Raw genomic sequence first — 18,484 nt, forward strand, 5'->3', positions numbered from 1 at the left:
CGGTTTATTGAGCCAGCTCACTTATATTATTTCAGTATTAGAATTAAAACTACTGACGTCCGAGTCAAAACTTAAGTTGAGTGAACTAGCACATCTTTGATCTTCGGCAATTTCTTGGTCTATTTCCTCTACATCATAACCAAGTTCTGATACCACTTCTGACCTGCTCTTAAACCCATTCCTTACCGCCATTTGCTGTGCTTGCTGGTCTTTTAGCGGATCCACCCAATCAAATCCTTGTGGTATCCATTTTACCTCTTTCGCCGCTTCTTTTACCCACTTTTCACCTATGTCTAGTTCTCCAGATAGTATTGCTAACTCTAACCACCTATCCCATACTGGCCGGCAAAATTGAAATACCATTATGTTATGCTGTAACATTCCGCACCTCCGGCGAAACTCTATTAACCCGGCTCGGATTGATGAATAATTGACATTTGTTAAGTCACCTGTTAGCTGCTCATAAGTTATTCCCATGCCTACTGCTATTGCCCTGAGCTGCTGTTTCATGAATGCTTCATAACTTCCTCCAACATCTGATGGTTCCGAGAACTTAATATCTTCTCCGGGATCAAGTAATTGCATAGTCCCAGGTTCTAAGCCTGACAGCGCTACTCCTTGTTCATTACTCTCTCCTTCTCCCATGATGTTCGCTTCAGGATCAAGTCTGGTAATAAATCCCGCAAACATTGCTGCAGTCTTTTTTCTCACTAATTCCGCATCGTCATATTGATCAAGTTCATAGAGCTTTAACAGTACACTGGACAACCACGGTACTCCTCGAATCTGCCCAGGTCTTAGTGGTCTATAGATATGTAAAACATCATTTGCTGGTACACGAACTGATTCGCCAAATGATCCTTCTCCAGGGTGTTCTCTAAATAGGTAATATGCTTCTCTTTGCCCAAGTCTATTGAACTCAATGCCGTTTCTAATTACATTACCATTGGCAAGGGTTTGATTGCTCTTATTGTCTAAATGCTCTGATTCCAGTACTTGCAGTTGCAACGGCACACAAAGTCCATCTTCTCGTTTTCTTGTTCGGAGTCTTACAAAACATTCTCCTCCTTCTATCATGCTCCTACAAACCAAAGCTTGTAATCCATAAAAATCACTCACTCCGCTACTGTCTGCTTCATCTGTCCATCTCAGCCATAACTCTTGGACTTTTTTCCGAAATTCTGCATCTTTCGCCTTTGACTGCGGTTTTATCCCTGTTCCAACGCAATTACTCACTATCGTATCGATTATGTTTGCTGCATAGGAGTTCTTTCTTACCATATCACGAGACCGACTACGTAGGTGCTCAAGGCTTTGAGACAGCAAATTGTTTATACTTCCTGACTCTGGTTGAAAGTGCAATAATCTCCTTCCTGAACCTGATGCATCCCACGCTGAGCTCTTGATTTTTGGTTTCCGGAATAATTGTTTGAATGATTTCAATAACATTTAGCCTCTGATTGTTTTAATTATGCAGCAGGTTGTTGCACAAATTTATAGTTTAATATTGAGAAATTTCAGCAAGCTGCTGGAGAATTTGGTCATTATAGTGCATTTACCTCGGGAGTGTTAAATAAACTGTGTCAAACCGCATTTTTAGTTCAACTCAATTTTCAATCTGCCAGGAAAGAAAACATCAAGTTGAGAGATAGTTAATGCCCAATCATGTACAGGCATCGTCCACTTTTCCTCTGCCTTCTTTATAGCACAATATACCTGCTTATACAAGGCATTTATGCTGGTAAATGAGCCTTTGGTCTTAGTGAATTTCCTAATTTGCCTATGTAGCCCCTCTATGGGATTGGTGGTGTAGATTATCCTCCTAACTGGACCAGAATACTTAAAATAACCAGACAAGTTTTCCCAATTATTCTGCCAAGATTTTATAACCATAGGGTACTTTGTGCCCCATTTTTCATCCAATTCCAACAGATAATTCTCGGCAATTTCCTTGCTTGAAGCTTGATATACCTTCTTTAAATCGCTCAAAAAACTCTTCGCATCTTTACTGGCCACATACTTCAGTGAGTTGCGTATCTGATGCACTATACACATCTGCACTTCCGCATTAGGAAAGACACTGTTTATAGCTGCAGGAAAGCTTTTCAGCCCATCAACGCAGGCAATAAGGATATCTTCTACTCCTCTTTCTTTGAGGTCATTTAGCACTCCCAACCAGAAGTTAGCTCCTTCACTTTCAGCCAAATAAAAACCTAATACTTCTTTTTTGCCATTTTGATCTATGCCTAATATGTTATACATGCATTTACTTACGCAATGCCCGTCCTCTTTGACTTTAAAAAACCATGAAAACTATCGGATATACAGACTGCAGCAGGCGACTACGCCATTCGTTGATTACTGGTAGCAATTTGTCAGTAATACTTGATATCTCTGCCACCGATATTTTGTGATCATAAATTTCCTCAACATGTGACACTATATCTCTATAGCCCATACCACTGGCAAATGTGCTCAAAATCTTCGTTTCAAGCTCTGGATGTAAGTTTGTTTGCCTTTTTTTGACTATTTGTGGTTCGAAACTTCCTTCCCTATCTCTTGGCGTCAAAAGCTCAAATGACCCTGCGCTTGTACGTAAAGTCTTTGCATTCCTCCCATTTCTTCGATTATTCTCTTCGCTTTCAGCCGACAAGTGGTTTTCTATTTCACCTTCCAGGCTTACCTCCAGCAACTTTTTTATAAACGGTGTTAATGCTCCATCTCTTCCTGTCAACGGTCTTCCTTCTCGTATAGACGACAGGATATTTGTTTCTAATTCTTTATAATCTACCAAACCGGTAGTTCTGTTTACTACTTTCTGACTCATTGTCAAACCTCCATTTTTTTATATCAATTTATTACTTTTTTTTCGGTTTGACACAGTTTATTTAACACTCCCTTTACCTCTTAATAAATGGTACTTCTGTGTCCTATTTCTGTGATGATTACTGTGTTCTCTAATTTATCTACTTTATAAATAATCCGATAATCGCCTACTCTTAATCTTTTACTTCCTACTAATCTACCACTTAATGGTTTACCAAGATTAATTGGATCAATTGTAAGCCGCTCGTCTATAGCTCTTCTAATTCTTGATCTTATTGTTGGTGGTAAAGTAAGGAAATCTCTCTCAAGAACCTTTTCTGAATAGATAATATTGTATTTCACTCATCTTTAATTGTCTTTGCAGATAATATTTTATCCCAATCGACATCCTCACTTCTGACCGTCTTTGCATCTGGCACATCACGTTCTTTTATAATTTCAGCCATCTCTTTCTCTGCTTCAAATTCTTCTTTCACAAGACACACTAAAACTTCTGGTATAGTTTTATTCCATGCTTTTGCGACCTCTGTAAGATACTGAGCAAATTCACCCTCGAAACTTACATTAATATTGAGCTTTTTTTGACTTTGAGCCATATGATTAACCAGAAAACATCAACTATAGACTATAACATTTTTACACAATTTTGTCAATCCCCTTACTCGTTGAAATAACAATCTTTCTCTTTGGCTTCACACCTGCAACTTTTAACTCTGCTTTGATTCGTTGTCTTAAATCCAATAGATCTTTTATCTGAACTTCCCCATACCTAACCACATGATCGCCGTACGCAATTGATACTACTCTCTCTCCGCTCTGTAGCTTCTTTATCGCTTCTTCTACTTGAGTTAAATATTCTTGGTTGTACATCAACTTTTCTCACTCAACCATTGACTTCTTCTCACTCTCTTTGACTTTTTAGCTTTTTCACCTGCTAAACTCTCCCATTTACTTTCTGGCCATCTATCTATTCCCAGGGCAATAGACGCAGCTCTTGCATAAACTCTGCAATCTAGTACTTCATTTCGGTCTCTTATCTTTTGCCACTCTTGTTTGGTATATCCTTTTACTACTTTGGTAATTAGTTGCTCTGCGGTTAGCTGTTTAAAATACTCAGGTGGATACTCTGGAAAATGACAATACCCCGGCGCCCCTTCTGTTAAAACATTAAGTAGCTGAAAAAGCTCTGACTTTAATATCGATACCCCAACTGGCCACAGCTTCATTCCTCTCTTTAGCTTTTGTCCGCTAACTGTTACATCTACTCTACTTGGGCTGCTAAGTGGCACTAGCGCTTTGTTTGCTCCTTTCACTGCCATTACCTTGATGACTCCTTACCCAGTTGTATACCTCTTGTGTTGCATACCCAGCATCTACCGCCATCATACTTATCATGTATTCAAGCCCATTTTCACCGATAAAATGATGATTCAAAAGCTCTGAAAGTTTTTCCCATACTTCTTCTCCTCCCGGATCTCCTTCAAATACTTGGTAGTCTATTGACCAACTTTCTCGATTTCTTCCCCATGCTACAATCTCTGCCTCTAGACGATCTTTTTGTACATCAACCCCTGCCGTTAACACTATTTTTCCACCTTTTGGCACCGTACCTATCGGAAAATTTTCTCGACGCTCAAATAGTTGCTTCCAGTCTGGTACTTCTCCTTTATCTACCCAAGTTTCTCCGAGTGTTGTATTTATCCAAACTTTCAGTAATTGTTCATTTTCCTTTGCATGTAGATAATCTTCTACTGCTTGTTTCCAACTATACCAGCCTACTGGGCTATACAAGCTTGAAAGGTGGAATCCTATTTTTGCCTCTTTTTTTCCTTCTTTCCCTGTAGCTCTCCATTCACCTCTAGCTAGCATCTCCGTTTTCTGATGATTTTTTATTTCTCCCCTACACTCTATGCAAACGTAGTGGGCTGTTGAGGGTTCTTTATCTTCCCACTTTATCTGTGGCCATTTTAGCACCTGATAGTAATTACAATGTGGACAAGGTACAAAAAAGTAACGTTTGTCTGAACTCTCAAATTCCTTCTCTATTCTGCTTATTCCGTGAACTGTTGGTGTCGATACCAAAAAAATCTTTCGACGAGCAAAAGTATTAGTTCGCGCGATACTGAGAAGAACTGGATCTCCTTCTCCTCCTGAATCTCCTGGATATGCATCTACTTCATCTAAAAAAAGATATCTTACCGGCATTGAACGCAGACCCACTGGACTATTGGCACCTGTTACTACTACCGTTCCTCCTGGAAACTCTTTGCTCTGCACAGTATTGCCTGAATCTCTCGACCTTGGATCTTTTATTTTACTCCTTAAACATGGGGTATCTTCAATGAGCGGCGCAAATCTTCCCTTTGACCAGCGCTTGCCCATTTCAACTGTTGGCTGTACTACCAGCATAGGGCCTGGTGTTTGGTCGATAATATAACCGATCCAGTTATTTCCAGCTTCTGTTCCTCCAATTTGCGCTCCTTTCATGAATACCACCTTTTCAGCCGGTGAAGACGAAGATAGTGAATCCATTATTTCTCTAAGGTACGGCGTTCTCTCTGTCCTCCATTTCCCCGGCTCTGATGATGCTATCGTTGAAAGTTGACGATTTCTATCTGCCCACTCTGATACTTTAAGTAGCGGATCTGGCTTTAACCCTGTATAAAAGCTACTGCTATATATCACACCATTGCCTGCCAAAATTTTGCTACATTTTCTACTTCCATATCGGTAAAAGTAGAACTTGGTTGTTTACAGTGGACATCTGTTGATTCTTTAGCAAAACAACTTAGAATAATGACTGCAATTATTCCTGCATATGCTGTAGAAATAGAGATGCTTATAGCTATTGAGCCTATTATTATAAGGCGTCTACTAATTTTCTTTAATAATTTTAAATTATTTGAATATAAATTAACAGTAGTCATTAAAATGTATTTTTCGATAATTCTTCGAGTACATTGGTAATCTCTTCTGTTAACGTTTTATGGATCTTCTCTGTGTCGTTCATCGATGCTAGTAATGCTGATACTCTGTCTGGGATATTGAGGAGATTGTTTCTCACTACTCTTGCCACGTTAAATGCTTCAGTCTTTACTTCCTCTACTGAGATAAGTTCACCAATTTCAGCTTTTGCTTTTGCCTCCAGCAGTTTTCCCCGCTCCATCTCGTTTTTTATCCGGGTTTTAAGCAACATCGTGGAAAGTTCATTATTTCCTCTTTTTTCCCCTTCTTCTCCACCTTTTCTCCTCAGTGGTTGACTTGGATCTCTAATTGCTTCTATTGCTCTATTTGCTTGTTCTCGGTCAATCAAACCATCCTCCAGCTCAACTATTCCTTTCTTTACTAAGTAACAGACGTACTGCTTTGAAACTCCCAGTTCTCTTGCCCATTCCGTCTGCATGATTTTTCCTCTTTCCACCTTTCTTTCCCCTCTTTTTTCCCTTATTTCATCCCTTACTGTCTTGATTCTTGAATTTGTGCGAAAGTTTTACCAGAACCAAAAAGGGTGGAATCTCTTCCCGTATACACCTGCCAACGCTTTATCGTTACATCTACAAACGTAGGATCTAGCTCTATCGTCCTACAGATTCTTCCTGTCCTCTCACAGGCAATTAATGTACTCCCAGAACCACTAAATGGATCAAGAACTATGTCCTGGTCTACTGCTGTTTACTATCGCTCTCTCCATTAACTCCACTGGTTTCATCGTTGGGTGCAGCGAGTTGTACGTTGGCTTATCGTAAAACCATAGGTCACTTTGATTGCGTCCTCCATGCCACTCACGTTTATTGCCGTTTTTCCAACCGTAGAGTATTGCTTCGTATTGTCTTTGGTAATCAGATCTTCCTAGCGTAAAATGATTCTTTGCCCAAATGATGAATGTCGACCATCTTCCACCTGCTTCTTCAAATACTTTTTGCAAGGTCGAAAGCTCAGATGATGATGCACAAATGTAAATTGCCCCTTTGGTGTATGCTAAAACGTGAGTACAAATGTCATACAGAAAAAGTTCGTATTTTTCACCTTGATCATCGTTTAATATCTTCTTGTCTTCTCTCTCTTGACTGTCACCATATGCTACATTATACGGAGGGTCACACACCGTAATATCTGCCATTTTATCGTCTAATACCGCTTTAAACGATTCAACCAGACAACTATCACCACAGTAGATTCGATGACCACCTAAAATCCACAGATCCCCTGGTTTTGTTATTTCCACTTTTTTGTCATCACCAGCTAAATCAGAAAATTTTTCTCCCTTTTCCCCTTGTTCTTCCCTTCCATCAAGGTTATCAAGAAAGCGTTGGACTTTTTCTAGCTCAAATCCAGTCATTTTGAGGTCAAACTGCAAATCTTCTAACTCTTGAATTTCTACCTTTAAAAGATCATCGTCCCACTTTGCCCAGTTAGCTGATTGATTTGCCAGTAACCGAAAAGCTTTGGTTTGGGCATCACTTAAGTTATCACTGAGCACCACTGAAATACTTTCCATACCCAGTTTCCTTGCTGCTTTAAGCCTTAAATGACCATCAACTACAGTTCCATCGCTTTTTGCAACTATCGGAATACGAAAACCAAACTCCCGAATTGAAGCGCACATTCTGTTTACTACATCGTCATTCTTGCGAGGGTTGCGATCATATTCGACAAGATTTTCAATAGGATAGTAGTGTATTGCTAAATTCATATTCTTAATATTTTATTAAATTGCTATATTTAAATTCTTAACAACTAATTAAAAAGTTAATAATCAAAATACGTCTGACGCTAGAGAAGGTTTGGGCTTTTTGCTACCAAGTCAGCCTGGCTGGCGGGAAGGACCCATATTTCACTCTGGTCCTTTGTTATGAAAATCGTTATTTATAGTAGAATTAGTATTAAAACTCATTATGTAAAATATTAATATCACAGCATTCGCTAAAACTCATTATGTAAAACATTAATGCCAAAGCATCTGCTTCATTATCGTCTTGAGGAAAAAAACCTTTGCCTTTCACAGCTTCAATGACTTCACCCTTACTTGCATTGCCTTTGCCTGCTATGAAACGTTTTATCGTCTTCACCGGAACACCTTTGTATGGTATATGATGCTTTTCACACCAAGTAGCTAAAACAGCAAAGAAACCACCATAACAATGCGCAGCATCAGTTCCAAGGTGTCTTCTTACTTCTTCAAAATACATTACAGAAATGTCTTTCAAGGAATTAAGCCAATTACTAAAACTTAAGAAGCACATGCCACCTCCGCTGAAACGGCTACCATGAAAATTTTTGCTCCCACTTTGAATTACTCCATCTGTAAGAATAGCCCAGCCAGTTTGTTTGCCGAGGTCGAGTGTTAGCATTTGCTATAATTTTACTGTTTAAAACTATGAGTAGCCTGTTTGACAATCAAAAACTTGCTAATGCCCAATAAGCTGAGTTTCCTCCCCCTAATAGTTATATACAGTAAATGTAACTTTTTGTTCAGTATTAATTATCATTTTATTGCACAATTTGGTAAAGGTGTTTGAGATAATCTAAATCTTGATAGTTGCTCCACTACCTTATTTCTTTTATCCATTGTTTCTTTTTCAGTCTTTTCCACTTCATTTCTACATTTTTCAATCTCTTCTAAGTTTTCTTCTGACTCTTTTATCCTTTTATCCTTTTATCCTTTTATCCTTTTATCCAGTAGGTCAATGAAGGCATTGGTGTCAGATTTTAAGTTTTCCACTTCTTTTTTGTCTTTACTTTCTTCTATCCTTTTTTTTATCCGGGTTTCGATATCAGAATCTAAGTTTTCTTCTATTTCTCTTCTCTCTATACTTTTTTCCAGCAAGTTGATTAAGATATTAATATCAGATTCTAAGCTTTCTACCTCTTTTCCAAAAACTTTTATATAATCCAAAATAAGATCTAGTATAAATTTATCTCCTCTATAATTCAGCTCAGGTTGTATTGTCAATAGCCTTATGAGCTCAATCGTTGCTTCTTTTCTTTTTTCTACATAGCCATAGATTTCAGCCTCTTCTAAAAGTCTAAAAACATCAATATTGTCGCGCAAAAAGTCTAAGTTCCTTTTCTGCATGATTTCTCATATTTGTTAGTCTCAGCTTTAGTTTTTTTAGGTAAAAGCTTGTCTAAGTTGCTTTAAATCTTTATCATGAGTTGAAGAGTGCATAATGAACATAAGACGCCTAAGCAAAGAAACCTGTTATTGCTTTTGCATTAAAAGGGTTGTTGTTATCATCGAAATATTCCATGAGCCTCTCATCCGGTGTTTCTTCTTCTATGGCAGTAACTTCAAACTTTTTTCCTTGAGCTACCTCTACAATTTGCTGATTTCATCACTGAGAGTTTTGCAATTAATTGCTCAGAGATTTTAAACAAAAGCTGTTCTACTGACATACTTTGCTATACCGAAATTATGAAAACTGTTCACTTTTTTGAAAAAATATTTTACAACGAATAAAAAACGTGATAAACTAAAGCAGGGATTTTTTTATAACAAGTAAAAGTTTAAAGTAAAAAATAATTTAGAAATGCCTTGTAATCGAGTTTTAAGCTACTCTACATGAGCAACTTAGGTCTTGGTGGTATAATTGTACCCTGAAGTCGTAGAATCGTTTTAAAACCGCGCTAATTGTATCTTTCATTAAATGTAAATATCTTAATAATGTTTTGTGGCAACCTTTCTGGACTTCTTTTTTTTGCTGTTTAAGTTATTGTACTCTATTTGTGTTTTACTATTATTTTATATTATTATCGTTACTATTATTATTTATTACTATTATATATATATAATATATAAGGGTTTTAGGAACGTAGAATCCGCTATAATGGCTGACTTTAGATACATGATTTCTAGGAACGCTTTTAGGAATGTAGGTAAAAAAGCTAGCTCTCACGCAGAATTTAGATCCCTGATTTCTAATTACTGATTTAGGAACCTAGGAATTAGGAATGTAATACAATCATTGGCGGTGCTATTTCTTATATATTCTACCTATCTTTAGTTGAAAATTATATCGTAATCTTCAGTGCTAAGATTAGCGTTTTAGTTGAGTGGATGTAAATTGATAGTAGCTATAGATTGAAAGGGCAATAGAGAAAACTGGGTAAACTCTAAAATATTTTTACCCATAAAAAAAGACTTATCCTAACATTAAATTTTGCCTATAGCTAAAATCTTCAGCTCCAAGAGTGAACTTTCCTATACCACAAGCAAATGGTCCAGTTGGAATGTCAAGCCACTTATCCTCTTTTGAACCTGTAGACATCACTTTAACTAACTGCTTTACCTGTAAAAGTTCCTGTACCATACGCTCTAGTCTATCCCTTCCCATGCTGTGAAAAACTTCAGGTAGTCTATGCCGTTGCTTATATACTCCTGTGCTTCCTGTGTGAGTAAATGGGTGTCCTGCAACAGCAGATCGTGTAATTGCATCAGTAAGACATATTTTAAGGTCTTTTTCACTAGCATTTTTAACTGTTAGTTGTATTGTTATATCTTCTAGTAGCCCTGTTTCCTGATTTCTTAGGTAAGTTCTTACAGTGCGATCAGCTAAACCATTGGCCTTCACAACTGCCCCATGAAACAAAGCATTCTGTCTTGGTGTTTCTCCTACTGCCTTAAAGATTTCTAGCCTAGCTGTATTTTCTATTGGCCAAAAAGCGTATGAGCATCTAACACCATTAACAAGAGCAGAGGTACCTCTAATTGCATCGCGTGCTTGTTCAGCAGTTAATATCGGTTTTTCTCCTTTTGGCTTGCTCATGTGATGAGCAGTAATTATCGAAGCTCCAGTACTACATGCTAAATCAGATAATAAGCACATTAGATAATCCCCTACAGCAGGATCAGCATTTATATCTGCATGGATAAATGAAGCAAGTGGATCAAATACTATCAATTTCAGATCTTTAATTTCCTCGAGCTGTTTCATTACGGATTCGAATTCAGGAGAAACTTCGACGATTTTACCACGAACATTTCTGAGTATTGTAAGTGATCCTCTAACGTTTGGCAGTGGTACAATAAATAATTTATCTTTATGTTTCAACCTTTCACACTTAGGGTCGAGTCGTTCTAAGCGGCGGTGTATCTCACTTGCATCATCTTCTGCTGAAAAAATCACTACTGATCCATGTTCAGTAACAAGTGAACCAAAGCCACACATTTGATCTCTATTACTTGCAACTTTAAGTGCTAAATCAAGAAGTAGCATTCCTTTGCCTGTATCTCCCATTGCTGCTATTATTGAAGTAACACCTAAAGGAAATATCCCTTCAACAAGAAACTTTTGCTCTGGTACCGGACCTACAAAGCGCTCTGCACTCCAATCTAAAATGTTAAGTGGCTGTTTTGTGGATCTTTCTAAACTTTTCATATTTGAAGTATCAGTAGCTGGAGTATCAATAGTAAGTAACAGAGTTGAAGCTAAAAACTCTTTGACATCTATACCTTCCTCTACACAATCAGCAGCATCCCATTTCTCAGGTTTACCTTGCGGAATCTCAAGAACAGCAAGTGATGCAACTCCGATCTCTAAAAGCTTTTTTTCAGCATTTTTGGCGTATTTATTACCTGCTTCATCATTATCTGGCCAAATAATAATATTTTTACCCTTTAGGGGTGACCAGTCTGTTTTATCAACATCTGCGTTTGCTCCAGACATTGTTGTTATAGCTGCAATCCCTTGTTCTATCAGCGCTTCAGCACATTTTTCTCCTTCAACCAGAACAACTTTATCAGACTTTAAAATTCCTGGGATGTTGTATAGAGGCCTTATTTTTGGTGCAGCAAACTTAGATTGTTTTACATCAAAAGGCTTGTATACTTTTTTCTTTCCAGGAGGATCGGAACGATAAACTTTTACAATGACCTGACCATTTTCATCATAATAATTCCAACTGTGGGTAATAAATTTCTCGAAATCTTCGTCAGCCTTTGCGCATTTTTTGCCAAGCCATTCACTTATAGAGGCCATCACTTCACAAAAGTCTCTCTTTGTATCTTTTCCCTGTGCACCTGCCCAAATATCAAGAACATCACCCTTCTGCCCAGTTGCAAAATCCTGCCAGAGTCCAGCTTTTCCACCAGTTAATGCTACTCTGAGGCTTTGTCCTTTGTTACCATGCACATCACCTATTCTGAATTCATCTCCATGAAAAGTTCCCCTTGGGAATAAATAAGAAAGGCATGATCTTATGTTTAATAATAGTTGTCTTTTTATCTCTTCTACATCAAATTGCTCTAATGGTTCTAAATGTGAGACAGTATTGTTAAAATCATAATATTCATCATTTAAAGTATTTTTTTGTTTGACATCAGTTAAAAAATCTTGTACCATAAATTGGAGCTCCTTTTAAGATTAAGCGTTTGAAAGGTTTTTGAGTAAGGTTGGGGTCTTACTCTTTCATTGTGTAAGTAAAAACTACGGTGGGGGTTCTTTTGGCAAGGCTGTATTAAGAAATAAAGGAAGTCAGTTCAGGTGAAAAGTGAGGTTTTAGTATCTTCTTTCTTTTAAGAAAAAATACTCTATTATAATTCTACTACATTTTACTCACCATGTCAACCACTTAGTTTTTATTCTGTTGATATATTTAAAATAAATTAAAAAAACTAATGTTTCTTTCTGCTATATAATTCATAATGATGTCTTTGATAGAAAACCCTCTACTATATATATACCGGGTTTCTTATGACTTTTTCTGAAAAAATTAAATTTTTTTTCTTTGGAGAAGTAATATCTTTGGCCTACCTATTAAGGATTTAATGATAATCTTTTCAAGCCATCTGTAAAAATGAAAAGTTTCTGAAAACAGCAATTACTTTTTGGTTCACGAATAGAATTGTTAAAGATGCCTTTTATTCAAATTTTAAAGGGCATTACAGGCGCTAAAAAGGTACAATGGATACTAGAAATCGCTTTAAAACGTAATTTTTTGGTAAATTAAAAGGTATCACTTACAATTCAATAATTCTCCAAAATCAATTATGTTTGAAAAGTAATCACACTCGCACCATTAACGTGAATAAGGACTGGACGGCATGAAAAGCCTTTTGAGTGTATCTATTTTCTTTTTAAATAACCAGTTTTATTTTTTAAAATTTAATTTACCACGTGACTTGTTTGAATTTTCCTATATAACAATTCTACTATAAACGCGAATTCTGGATGGCTTTGTTGCATAGCTAGAGTATTTTAGGGTGGTAATGGAGGTAGAAAAGTTCTTTTAAATATATGGTTACCAACAGATTTTAGTAAAATAAGCATTTTAATGGGAACATGTCGCAAAAAATGAGAGTAAGCAATCATGGTGAATATAATAAGTTTCTTCAAGAAAGAGGAAATATTTTTCATTTTGTTAACGAAGCTATAGAAAATTGGTATGAAAATACTCCAAGAGTTTCGGGTGGCAATAACATTTATAGTGATAAAGTTGTGATTTTAATACATATAATAGTTCATCTTTTTAGAATTGGTCTAAGGCAAGCTGTAGGTTTTGTGAAAGGTTATATGATGCAAATAGGCAAAAACCTTAAGGTTATCAGCTATACACAAGCTTCCAGAAGATTCAAAAAGCTTAACTTGAAAATTGATGATTGTAGAATTGACAAATGTGATCGGAAAAATATTGAAATTGCTATAGATAGCACAAGAGTTAGCATCTACAATAACAACGGTGGCCATAGTAAAATTAATGTTCGAGAAAGGAAATACAATCGTTATGATCAAGTAAGAAAACTACACGTTGTTTTAAACATAAACAATAAGAAAGCAATAAGCATAAAGTACACTAATGGCGTTTTTCCGGACTATTTATCGGTCTGTGATATGTTAAAGGAAATCAGCAATAAGTATAACATTCATTCTATTCGAGCAGATGCAGCTTATGATATAAGAGGTGTGTATAGAGAATGTAGAAAATACAATATTATCCCTATTATTCGACCTAGAAAAGATACTAAAATTTGTTTAGCTGACTATTTATTAGCAAGAAACAGGTACATTAGTAAAATTAGATCATATGAGAGCTACGAGGATGGTATTAATGAGTGGAAGAAGAAAGTTAAGTATGGAGCACGATCTTATATTGAAGCATTTTTCTATAGGTTAAAGCAAATATTTGGGTTTAGCTTGAAAAACAAATCAGAGATAAATCGTGAAAAAGAGCTGTTTATTAAGTGCTATTTGCTTAATGTATTTACTAACATAGGTATGGCCAAGTTTAAATTAGCTACATGAATTTACTGTAATTTGTATGCCTATAAGTGCTATGCAACAAAGCCATTCTGAGTTGAATACTGAGCAAATAGACGAAATTTGGAAAAATTTAATCGAAGCTAATGTGCTTGATTCTCAAGGTAAATTGTTAAAACAAAGTATTGATAGCGATTCTGGATTTGATGGCTATAAAGATCGTATTAATTACTTGTTAAATGAGCAAGCAAAAAGGGAAAAGCAAGTATATGTTCCTAACTACCTTAAGCCTTTTGTTGAGCAGAATTTAGAAGCCTGGATTAAGAGTGCTAAGAGAGCTAGGTTTGATGTGCATGAAGGCTATGATTATCAAGTAGATAGAGACAGAACTGGCAATTCTCCTAATCGTGACTTTCAGGTTATAATTACTGATAGAGATACAGGAGTAGATTTAAAAAATACAAAATGGCAAGAAGGGCTGCATCAGTTTGTAGAATTAAAGCATTGCTGTAAGTTATCTACACAAAGTTTAAAAGCTGTTTTTATTTCCAACGTTTCTTTTTTACAAGAATATGACAAATTATATGGATTAACCGGTACATTAGGGTCGAAGGTAGAAAGAGAATTGTTAAAAGAGGTACATAACGTTGATTTTATAACTGTTCCTACATCTAAGCCAAAACGGTTTGTAGAAGAAGAAGCTCATCTTTGTAGTGGAATACATGAATGGATTGGGAAAATACGCAGTGAAGCAAAAAGATTGACTCAAGATGAAGAGCGATCAGTTTTAATTGTTTGTAATTCAGTAAATGATGCAGAGACTTTAAAGGAAGCTTTTAAAGGTGCACCCAATGTGCACGCTTATACACGTGACTATGAACCATTTGATGTCGTTCAAGGCAGTAGAAAGTTGAAGCAGGGGGAGATAATTATTGCAACAAATTTAGCCGGACGTGGTACTGATATAAAACTTACAAATGAGTTGAGGGATGTAGGTGGGTTACATGTTTGTTTAGCTTATCTACCTGATAGCTTGCGAGTAGAAGATCAAGCATGCGGGCGAGCAGCAAGAAGTGGAGATCCAGGTTCTGGTAATTTGATAATTATAGATCCATCAAAAGGGGAACATGAAATAATGGAGCTTAAGAATATACGCGATAACGAAGAAGTAGTACGCATGTCAAAAATTCAGAGCCATTATGCAAATAAGATTCAAAAAGAGGAAGAATGCTTTAAAATGTTCTCTGAGCAATATAAAAAATTAAATAGAAGCCTCATAGACGATGGTACTCCTGAAAAAGTTAGAGAGATTTTGTTGGAAAGTTGCTTAGATAAATGGGCTTTCTGGTTAGACAGAAACGGAAAAGGGATTGAAACAAAGACTAAAGAGGAAGTAATAAAACAGTGTAAAGAATTTATATCAAGCTTAAATAATTTGAGCCCTAGAAATTGGCCAGCTTGGGTTCATGATCCTGTTCAAATTATTAAACTTGCAAAGTATTTTGCAGAAATTGAGAAGTATGACAACGCTATCAGTTTATTCAATAAAGTAATTAATGAAGAACCACTATTCTCTGAAGCAGCACATTACTATAAAGCATTTACCTTAGTCAAAAAGATTGATTGGGCAAAGAAGAAGTCAGAAGGGGAGAACAAAGAAGCTTTAAGGGAATTAAAGGCCGAATTACGAGAAGCTGAAAAGCTGTTTAGTGATCGTAGTAAGTTTTTTGCAGCTGCATCAGCTATCGTTGATAAGATAGAAGAAGACATCAATGGAGGAAAGAGAATCATTCAAAACGAATCTTATAGAAAGCAAAAGGAAGAATTAAGTAAGCTTTATAATGCCTTCTCACAGTCTGTAGATGATATATTAAGCCGTCCTGTAACTTCACAATCCTTAATGAATTTTGACATCACGAAAGAGCTGGCTGAAGAATTGCATGAAAAATTGCTTACAGAAGGTATTTTAAAGAAATCAAAGGTAAAGAAAAATATTTCTGAAGAAGAGTTAAAAAACATTAGTTTAGGCTATGGAATACCAGTTGAAGTACTGACAAAATTTCTTTCTAAGTTTCAAGGGAAAGAAATCGATGAAAAAGAATTTCAAAAGAAATTGAAGAAAAATATACCGTTACCAAGTAAAGAGGCGTTTTGGAAGCATTTGGTTAAAGAGGGAGCTTTAGATGAAGAAATAAAGTATGTTGTAGTTAATAAGACAAAATTGGAAGTTATCAATCCTACGTTATTCGTAGAGCTTAGTAAAAAAGTAGAAAGAGGTGAGCTCCAGAATAAGGTTTTAGATTTTAATACTCAAGGAATGGCTTTTTTAAACCTAACACAGGATAATGACAATAGTTATACATTTGAAAAAGGTGAATTCATAAAAGCTATAGATGAAAATAGATATGCAGAATTAGAAAGAAAGGGTGTACTGTCATTTAATAGAGCAGCATATATCAAAGGAGATAGAATTAGCTCTGTAACTTTGCCTGAATATAACTCCATTACCTTAGAAGATTTCATTAGTAAGAGTAGTATAAGTGAAGATGAAGCTAAGAAGGTTCTGGAAGATCTAGTCAATAAAGGAGTCCTTAGATTAGCTGATGACAATAAGTATCAGTTAGTGGGTCAGAATATTGAAAATATGAGGTTTCCTGTTTATGAAAAAGCGGTTACGAAATCATTGTCATCATGCTTTATCTATAAGTTGGCCTTAGAGAATCTTGAAGATCAAGTAAGAAATAGCAGCTACCCTATTCGTCTACGCATAGCAACTAAGCCACATAGGGAATTAATGTGGGAATTAGTAAGGCAAAGAATTATTAAGCCTGTAAGGGTTAATGCTAAGGCTAAAGGTTTAAAAGAAAAGGTAGGGAATATATATAACAAAATAACCACTGAACAACAAGAAGGAGAAGTAAAAGAAGTAACAGTAAATTCCATTGTTCAAGCTTTAGAACAGCTAAAAAGTCCGTTGAAGGCTTTAAAAGTTCCTGATAGCTCTTTAAAGTCCATAATTGAGGAGCCTATAACAAGTTGGGCAAATATAGAGGAATTAAGCACTGTCTTTTTCAATGGCTTGGATACACTGATTAAATTAGATGAGAAGAAATGGACAAGGGAAATGCTTGCTGAAACTTCGATGGCCCTTGCTATTGGTGTAACTCAGGTTGCTATAGGAAGTGCAATGGAAGTATATTCATCAGGTTTTGCACACTGTGTTGCTTCTGGTGTTATTAATGATGGCATAAGTGATATTGTCTTTGCAGCTCGTGCTCTTTGTTCTGGTCGTTTTAGTTGGGAAGACTACAGACAAAATAAGATTTATAGTATGGCTTCAGCAGCGCTATTAATTGGCGTAGGAACATTAGGTACTAAATTAGGGCTTCAAATTGGCAAGACAGTTAGTGTTGGACAAAATATTCAGAAGGTAAAATATGGAAAAAGAGTTATAAATAATATTATAAGTTGTACTACAGAAGGGATAATGCTTGGTTTAAGTAGTAAGGCAGTTGATATAAATGTAGAAGCACTTGTTGCAGGATCACGCACAAACATAAGAGCTGATGTTTCGTCAAAAATCATGAAAGAGCTAAGAAATCATGGAGTTTCTCAAAGTTTACGAGCAGGCTATGATGCGTTAGGAAGAGATGAAGCAAAAAAAATGATAGATCACTTAACTGATAACTATCAATATACAACAGGAGAACCACAACACACTCATGGTTCAGGTATGATTGGGTTAATTAATTCCTATTCTGAGCTTGAACAACCAACAGTAAATTGGTTTTTTAATTATATGCAAAGGCAAATAGATGCTAGGTTACAAGGTCATGCTGCTATTGAAGGTAATCATGATGAAGTAGAATATCAGAATTTTGAGCGAGAAGTGATAAATCTGTGGAAATCACGACTTTGTAAAGAAGCTGAACAACGTATAATTAAATATGCTGGCCCAATCATATCTTCAGCTTTGGATACTTCTATATCAGCGGTAAAAGAGGCAGGCAAAAGAGGAGAAGTCAACCGTGCTCCTGTTAATTCAGGTATTTGTTCTAAGAAAGAGGTAAGTAATATACTGCAGGACTCTATTACAACCAACCTTTTAGAGCAATTGGGGAGAAATCTTGATAGGTTAAAAGAACAAAAACCTATACCACGAACTTTTGTAGGAAAACCAGTTGTATCTCAAGTTATTGATACTTTACATAAAGTCACTAAAAGCTAGGCTGCTGGCTAGCGCCATTATTGACAACAACTTCATAGAGCTTGCTTGATATCATGTAAGCACCAGCTCCCACTATTAACGCAGATACAACTATTGCCAAAATGGGTAGTTGAACTGAATAACAGACCAAAGCTGTTGCTAGTGCAGCAACAATACCAACAGCAATTGCAATTTTTTGTTTTCTAGAAAATATTGGTGGCTCTTTTTGAGAATAAACGGGAGTGTTAAATAAACT

At 36.2% G+C, this 18,484-nt stretch carries 11 protein-coding genes and 3 pseudogenes; 2 read left to right on the top strand and 12 right to left on the bottom strand.

The window, feature by feature from the left end; translation table 11 throughout:
• Nucleotides 1-21: 21 nt before the first annotated feature.
• From ABWU36_RS04215 to ABWU36_RS04270, 12 genes and pseudogenes are all read right to left on the bottom strand, one after another.
• Nucleotides 22-1,449: a phage portal protein gene (locus ABWU36_RS04215; protein WP_353273048.1), complete on the bottom strand. Its 1,428-nt coding sequence runs from the start codon at nt 1,447-1,449 to the stop codon at nt 22-24.
• Between the two features lie 147 nt (nt 1,450-1,596).
• Nucleotides 1,597-2,827 (bottom strand): annotated as a pseudogene (locus tag ABWU36_RS04220) (IS256-like element ISWpi15 family transposase).
• A gap of 80 nt (nt 2,828-2,907) precedes the next feature.
• Complete coding sequence (locus ABWU36_RS04225; protein WP_253303276.1) at nt 2,908-3,168, bottom strand: type II toxin-antitoxin system RelE family toxin; 261 nt, start codon at nt 3,166-3,168, stop codon at nt 2,908-2,910.
• A complete protein-coding gene (locus ABWU36_RS04230; protein WP_264688165.1) occupies nt 3,165-3,422 on the bottom strand; it encodes a hypothetical protein in 258 nt (85 codons plus the stop codon). Before ABWU36_RS04230 ends, ABWU36_RS04225 begins: the two co-directional genes overlap by 4 nt.
• Before the next feature lie 40 nt (nt 3,423-3,462).
• Nucleotides 3,463-3,696 (bottom strand): gpW family protein, encoded by a 234-nt coding sequence (locus ABWU36_RS04235; protein ID WP_265017265.1) that lies wholly within the window; start codon nt 3,694-3,696, stop codon nt 3,463-3,465.
• Nucleotides 3,696-5,511: pseudogene (locus ABWU36_RS04240) on the bottom strand (phage terminase large subunit family protein). Before ABWU36_RS04240 ends, ABWU36_RS04235 begins: the two are co-directional and overlap by 1 nt.
• A complete protein-coding gene (locus tag ABWU36_RS04245) occupies nt 5,508-5,753 on the bottom strand; it encodes a hypothetical protein (protein WP_253308919.1) in 246 nt (81 codons plus the stop codon). The pseudogene ABWU36_RS04240 and the gene ABWU36_RS04245 overlap by 4 nt, the downstream one beginning before the upstream one ends.
• The gene (locus tag ABWU36_RS04250) at nt 5,753-6,229 is read right to left on the bottom strand and encodes a hypothetical protein (protein ID WP_353273220.1); all 477 of its coding nucleotides are present in this window, start codon (nt 6,227-6,229) and stop codon (nt 5,753-5,755) included. Before ABWU36_RS04250 ends, ABWU36_RS04245 begins: the two co-directional genes overlap by 1 nt.
• Before the next feature lie 53 nt (nt 6,230-6,282).
• Nucleotides 6,283-7,519: pseudogene (locus ABWU36_RS04255) on the bottom strand (DNA modification methylase).
• Nucleotides 7,520-7,709: 190 nt separating this feature from the next.
• Entirely contained in the window at nt 7,710-8,177 is a 468-nt protein-coding gene (locus tag ABWU36_RS04260; protein WP_353273049.1) for a crossover junction endodeoxyribonuclease RuvC, read from the bottom strand.
• 305 nt (nt 8,178-8,482) lie between these two features.
• Nucleotides 8,483-8,902, bottom strand: coding sequence for a hypothetical protein (locus tag ABWU36_RS04265; protein WP_264688160.1), 420 nt, complete (start codon nt 8,900-8,902; stop codon nt 8,483-8,485).
• Nucleotides 8,903-9,968: 1,066 nt separating this feature from the next.
• Complete coding sequence (locus tag ABWU36_RS04270; protein ID WP_353273050.1) at nt 9,969-12,167, bottom strand: AAA family ATPase; 2,199 nt, start codon at nt 12,165-12,167, stop codon at nt 9,969-9,971.
• Nucleotides 12,168-13,106: 939 nt separating this feature from the next.
• On the opposite strand from ABWU36_RS04270, the gene ABWU36_RS04275 reads away from it, so the two are divergent.
• Nucleotides 13,107-14,066 (top strand): IS5 family transposase, encoded by a 960-nt coding sequence (locus ABWU36_RS04275; protein WP_353273051.1) that lies wholly within the window; start codon nt 13,107-13,109, stop codon nt 14,064-14,066.
• Nucleotides 14,067-14,097: 31 nt separating this feature from the next.
• Nucleotides 14,098-18,249, top strand: coding sequence for a helicase-related protein (locus tag ABWU36_RS04280; RefSeq protein ID WP_353273052.1), 4,152 nt, complete (start codon nt 14,098-14,100; stop codon nt 18,247-18,249).
• Nucleotides 18,250-18,484 lie beyond the last annotated feature (235 nt).

Origin of the sequence: Wolbachia endosymbiont (group A) of Portevinia maculata, assembly GCF_964028525.1 — a bacterium.
In the GTDB taxonomy this organism is placed as follows: domain Bacteria; phylum Pseudomonadota; class Alphaproteobacteria; order Rickettsiales; family Anaplasmataceae; genus Wolbachia.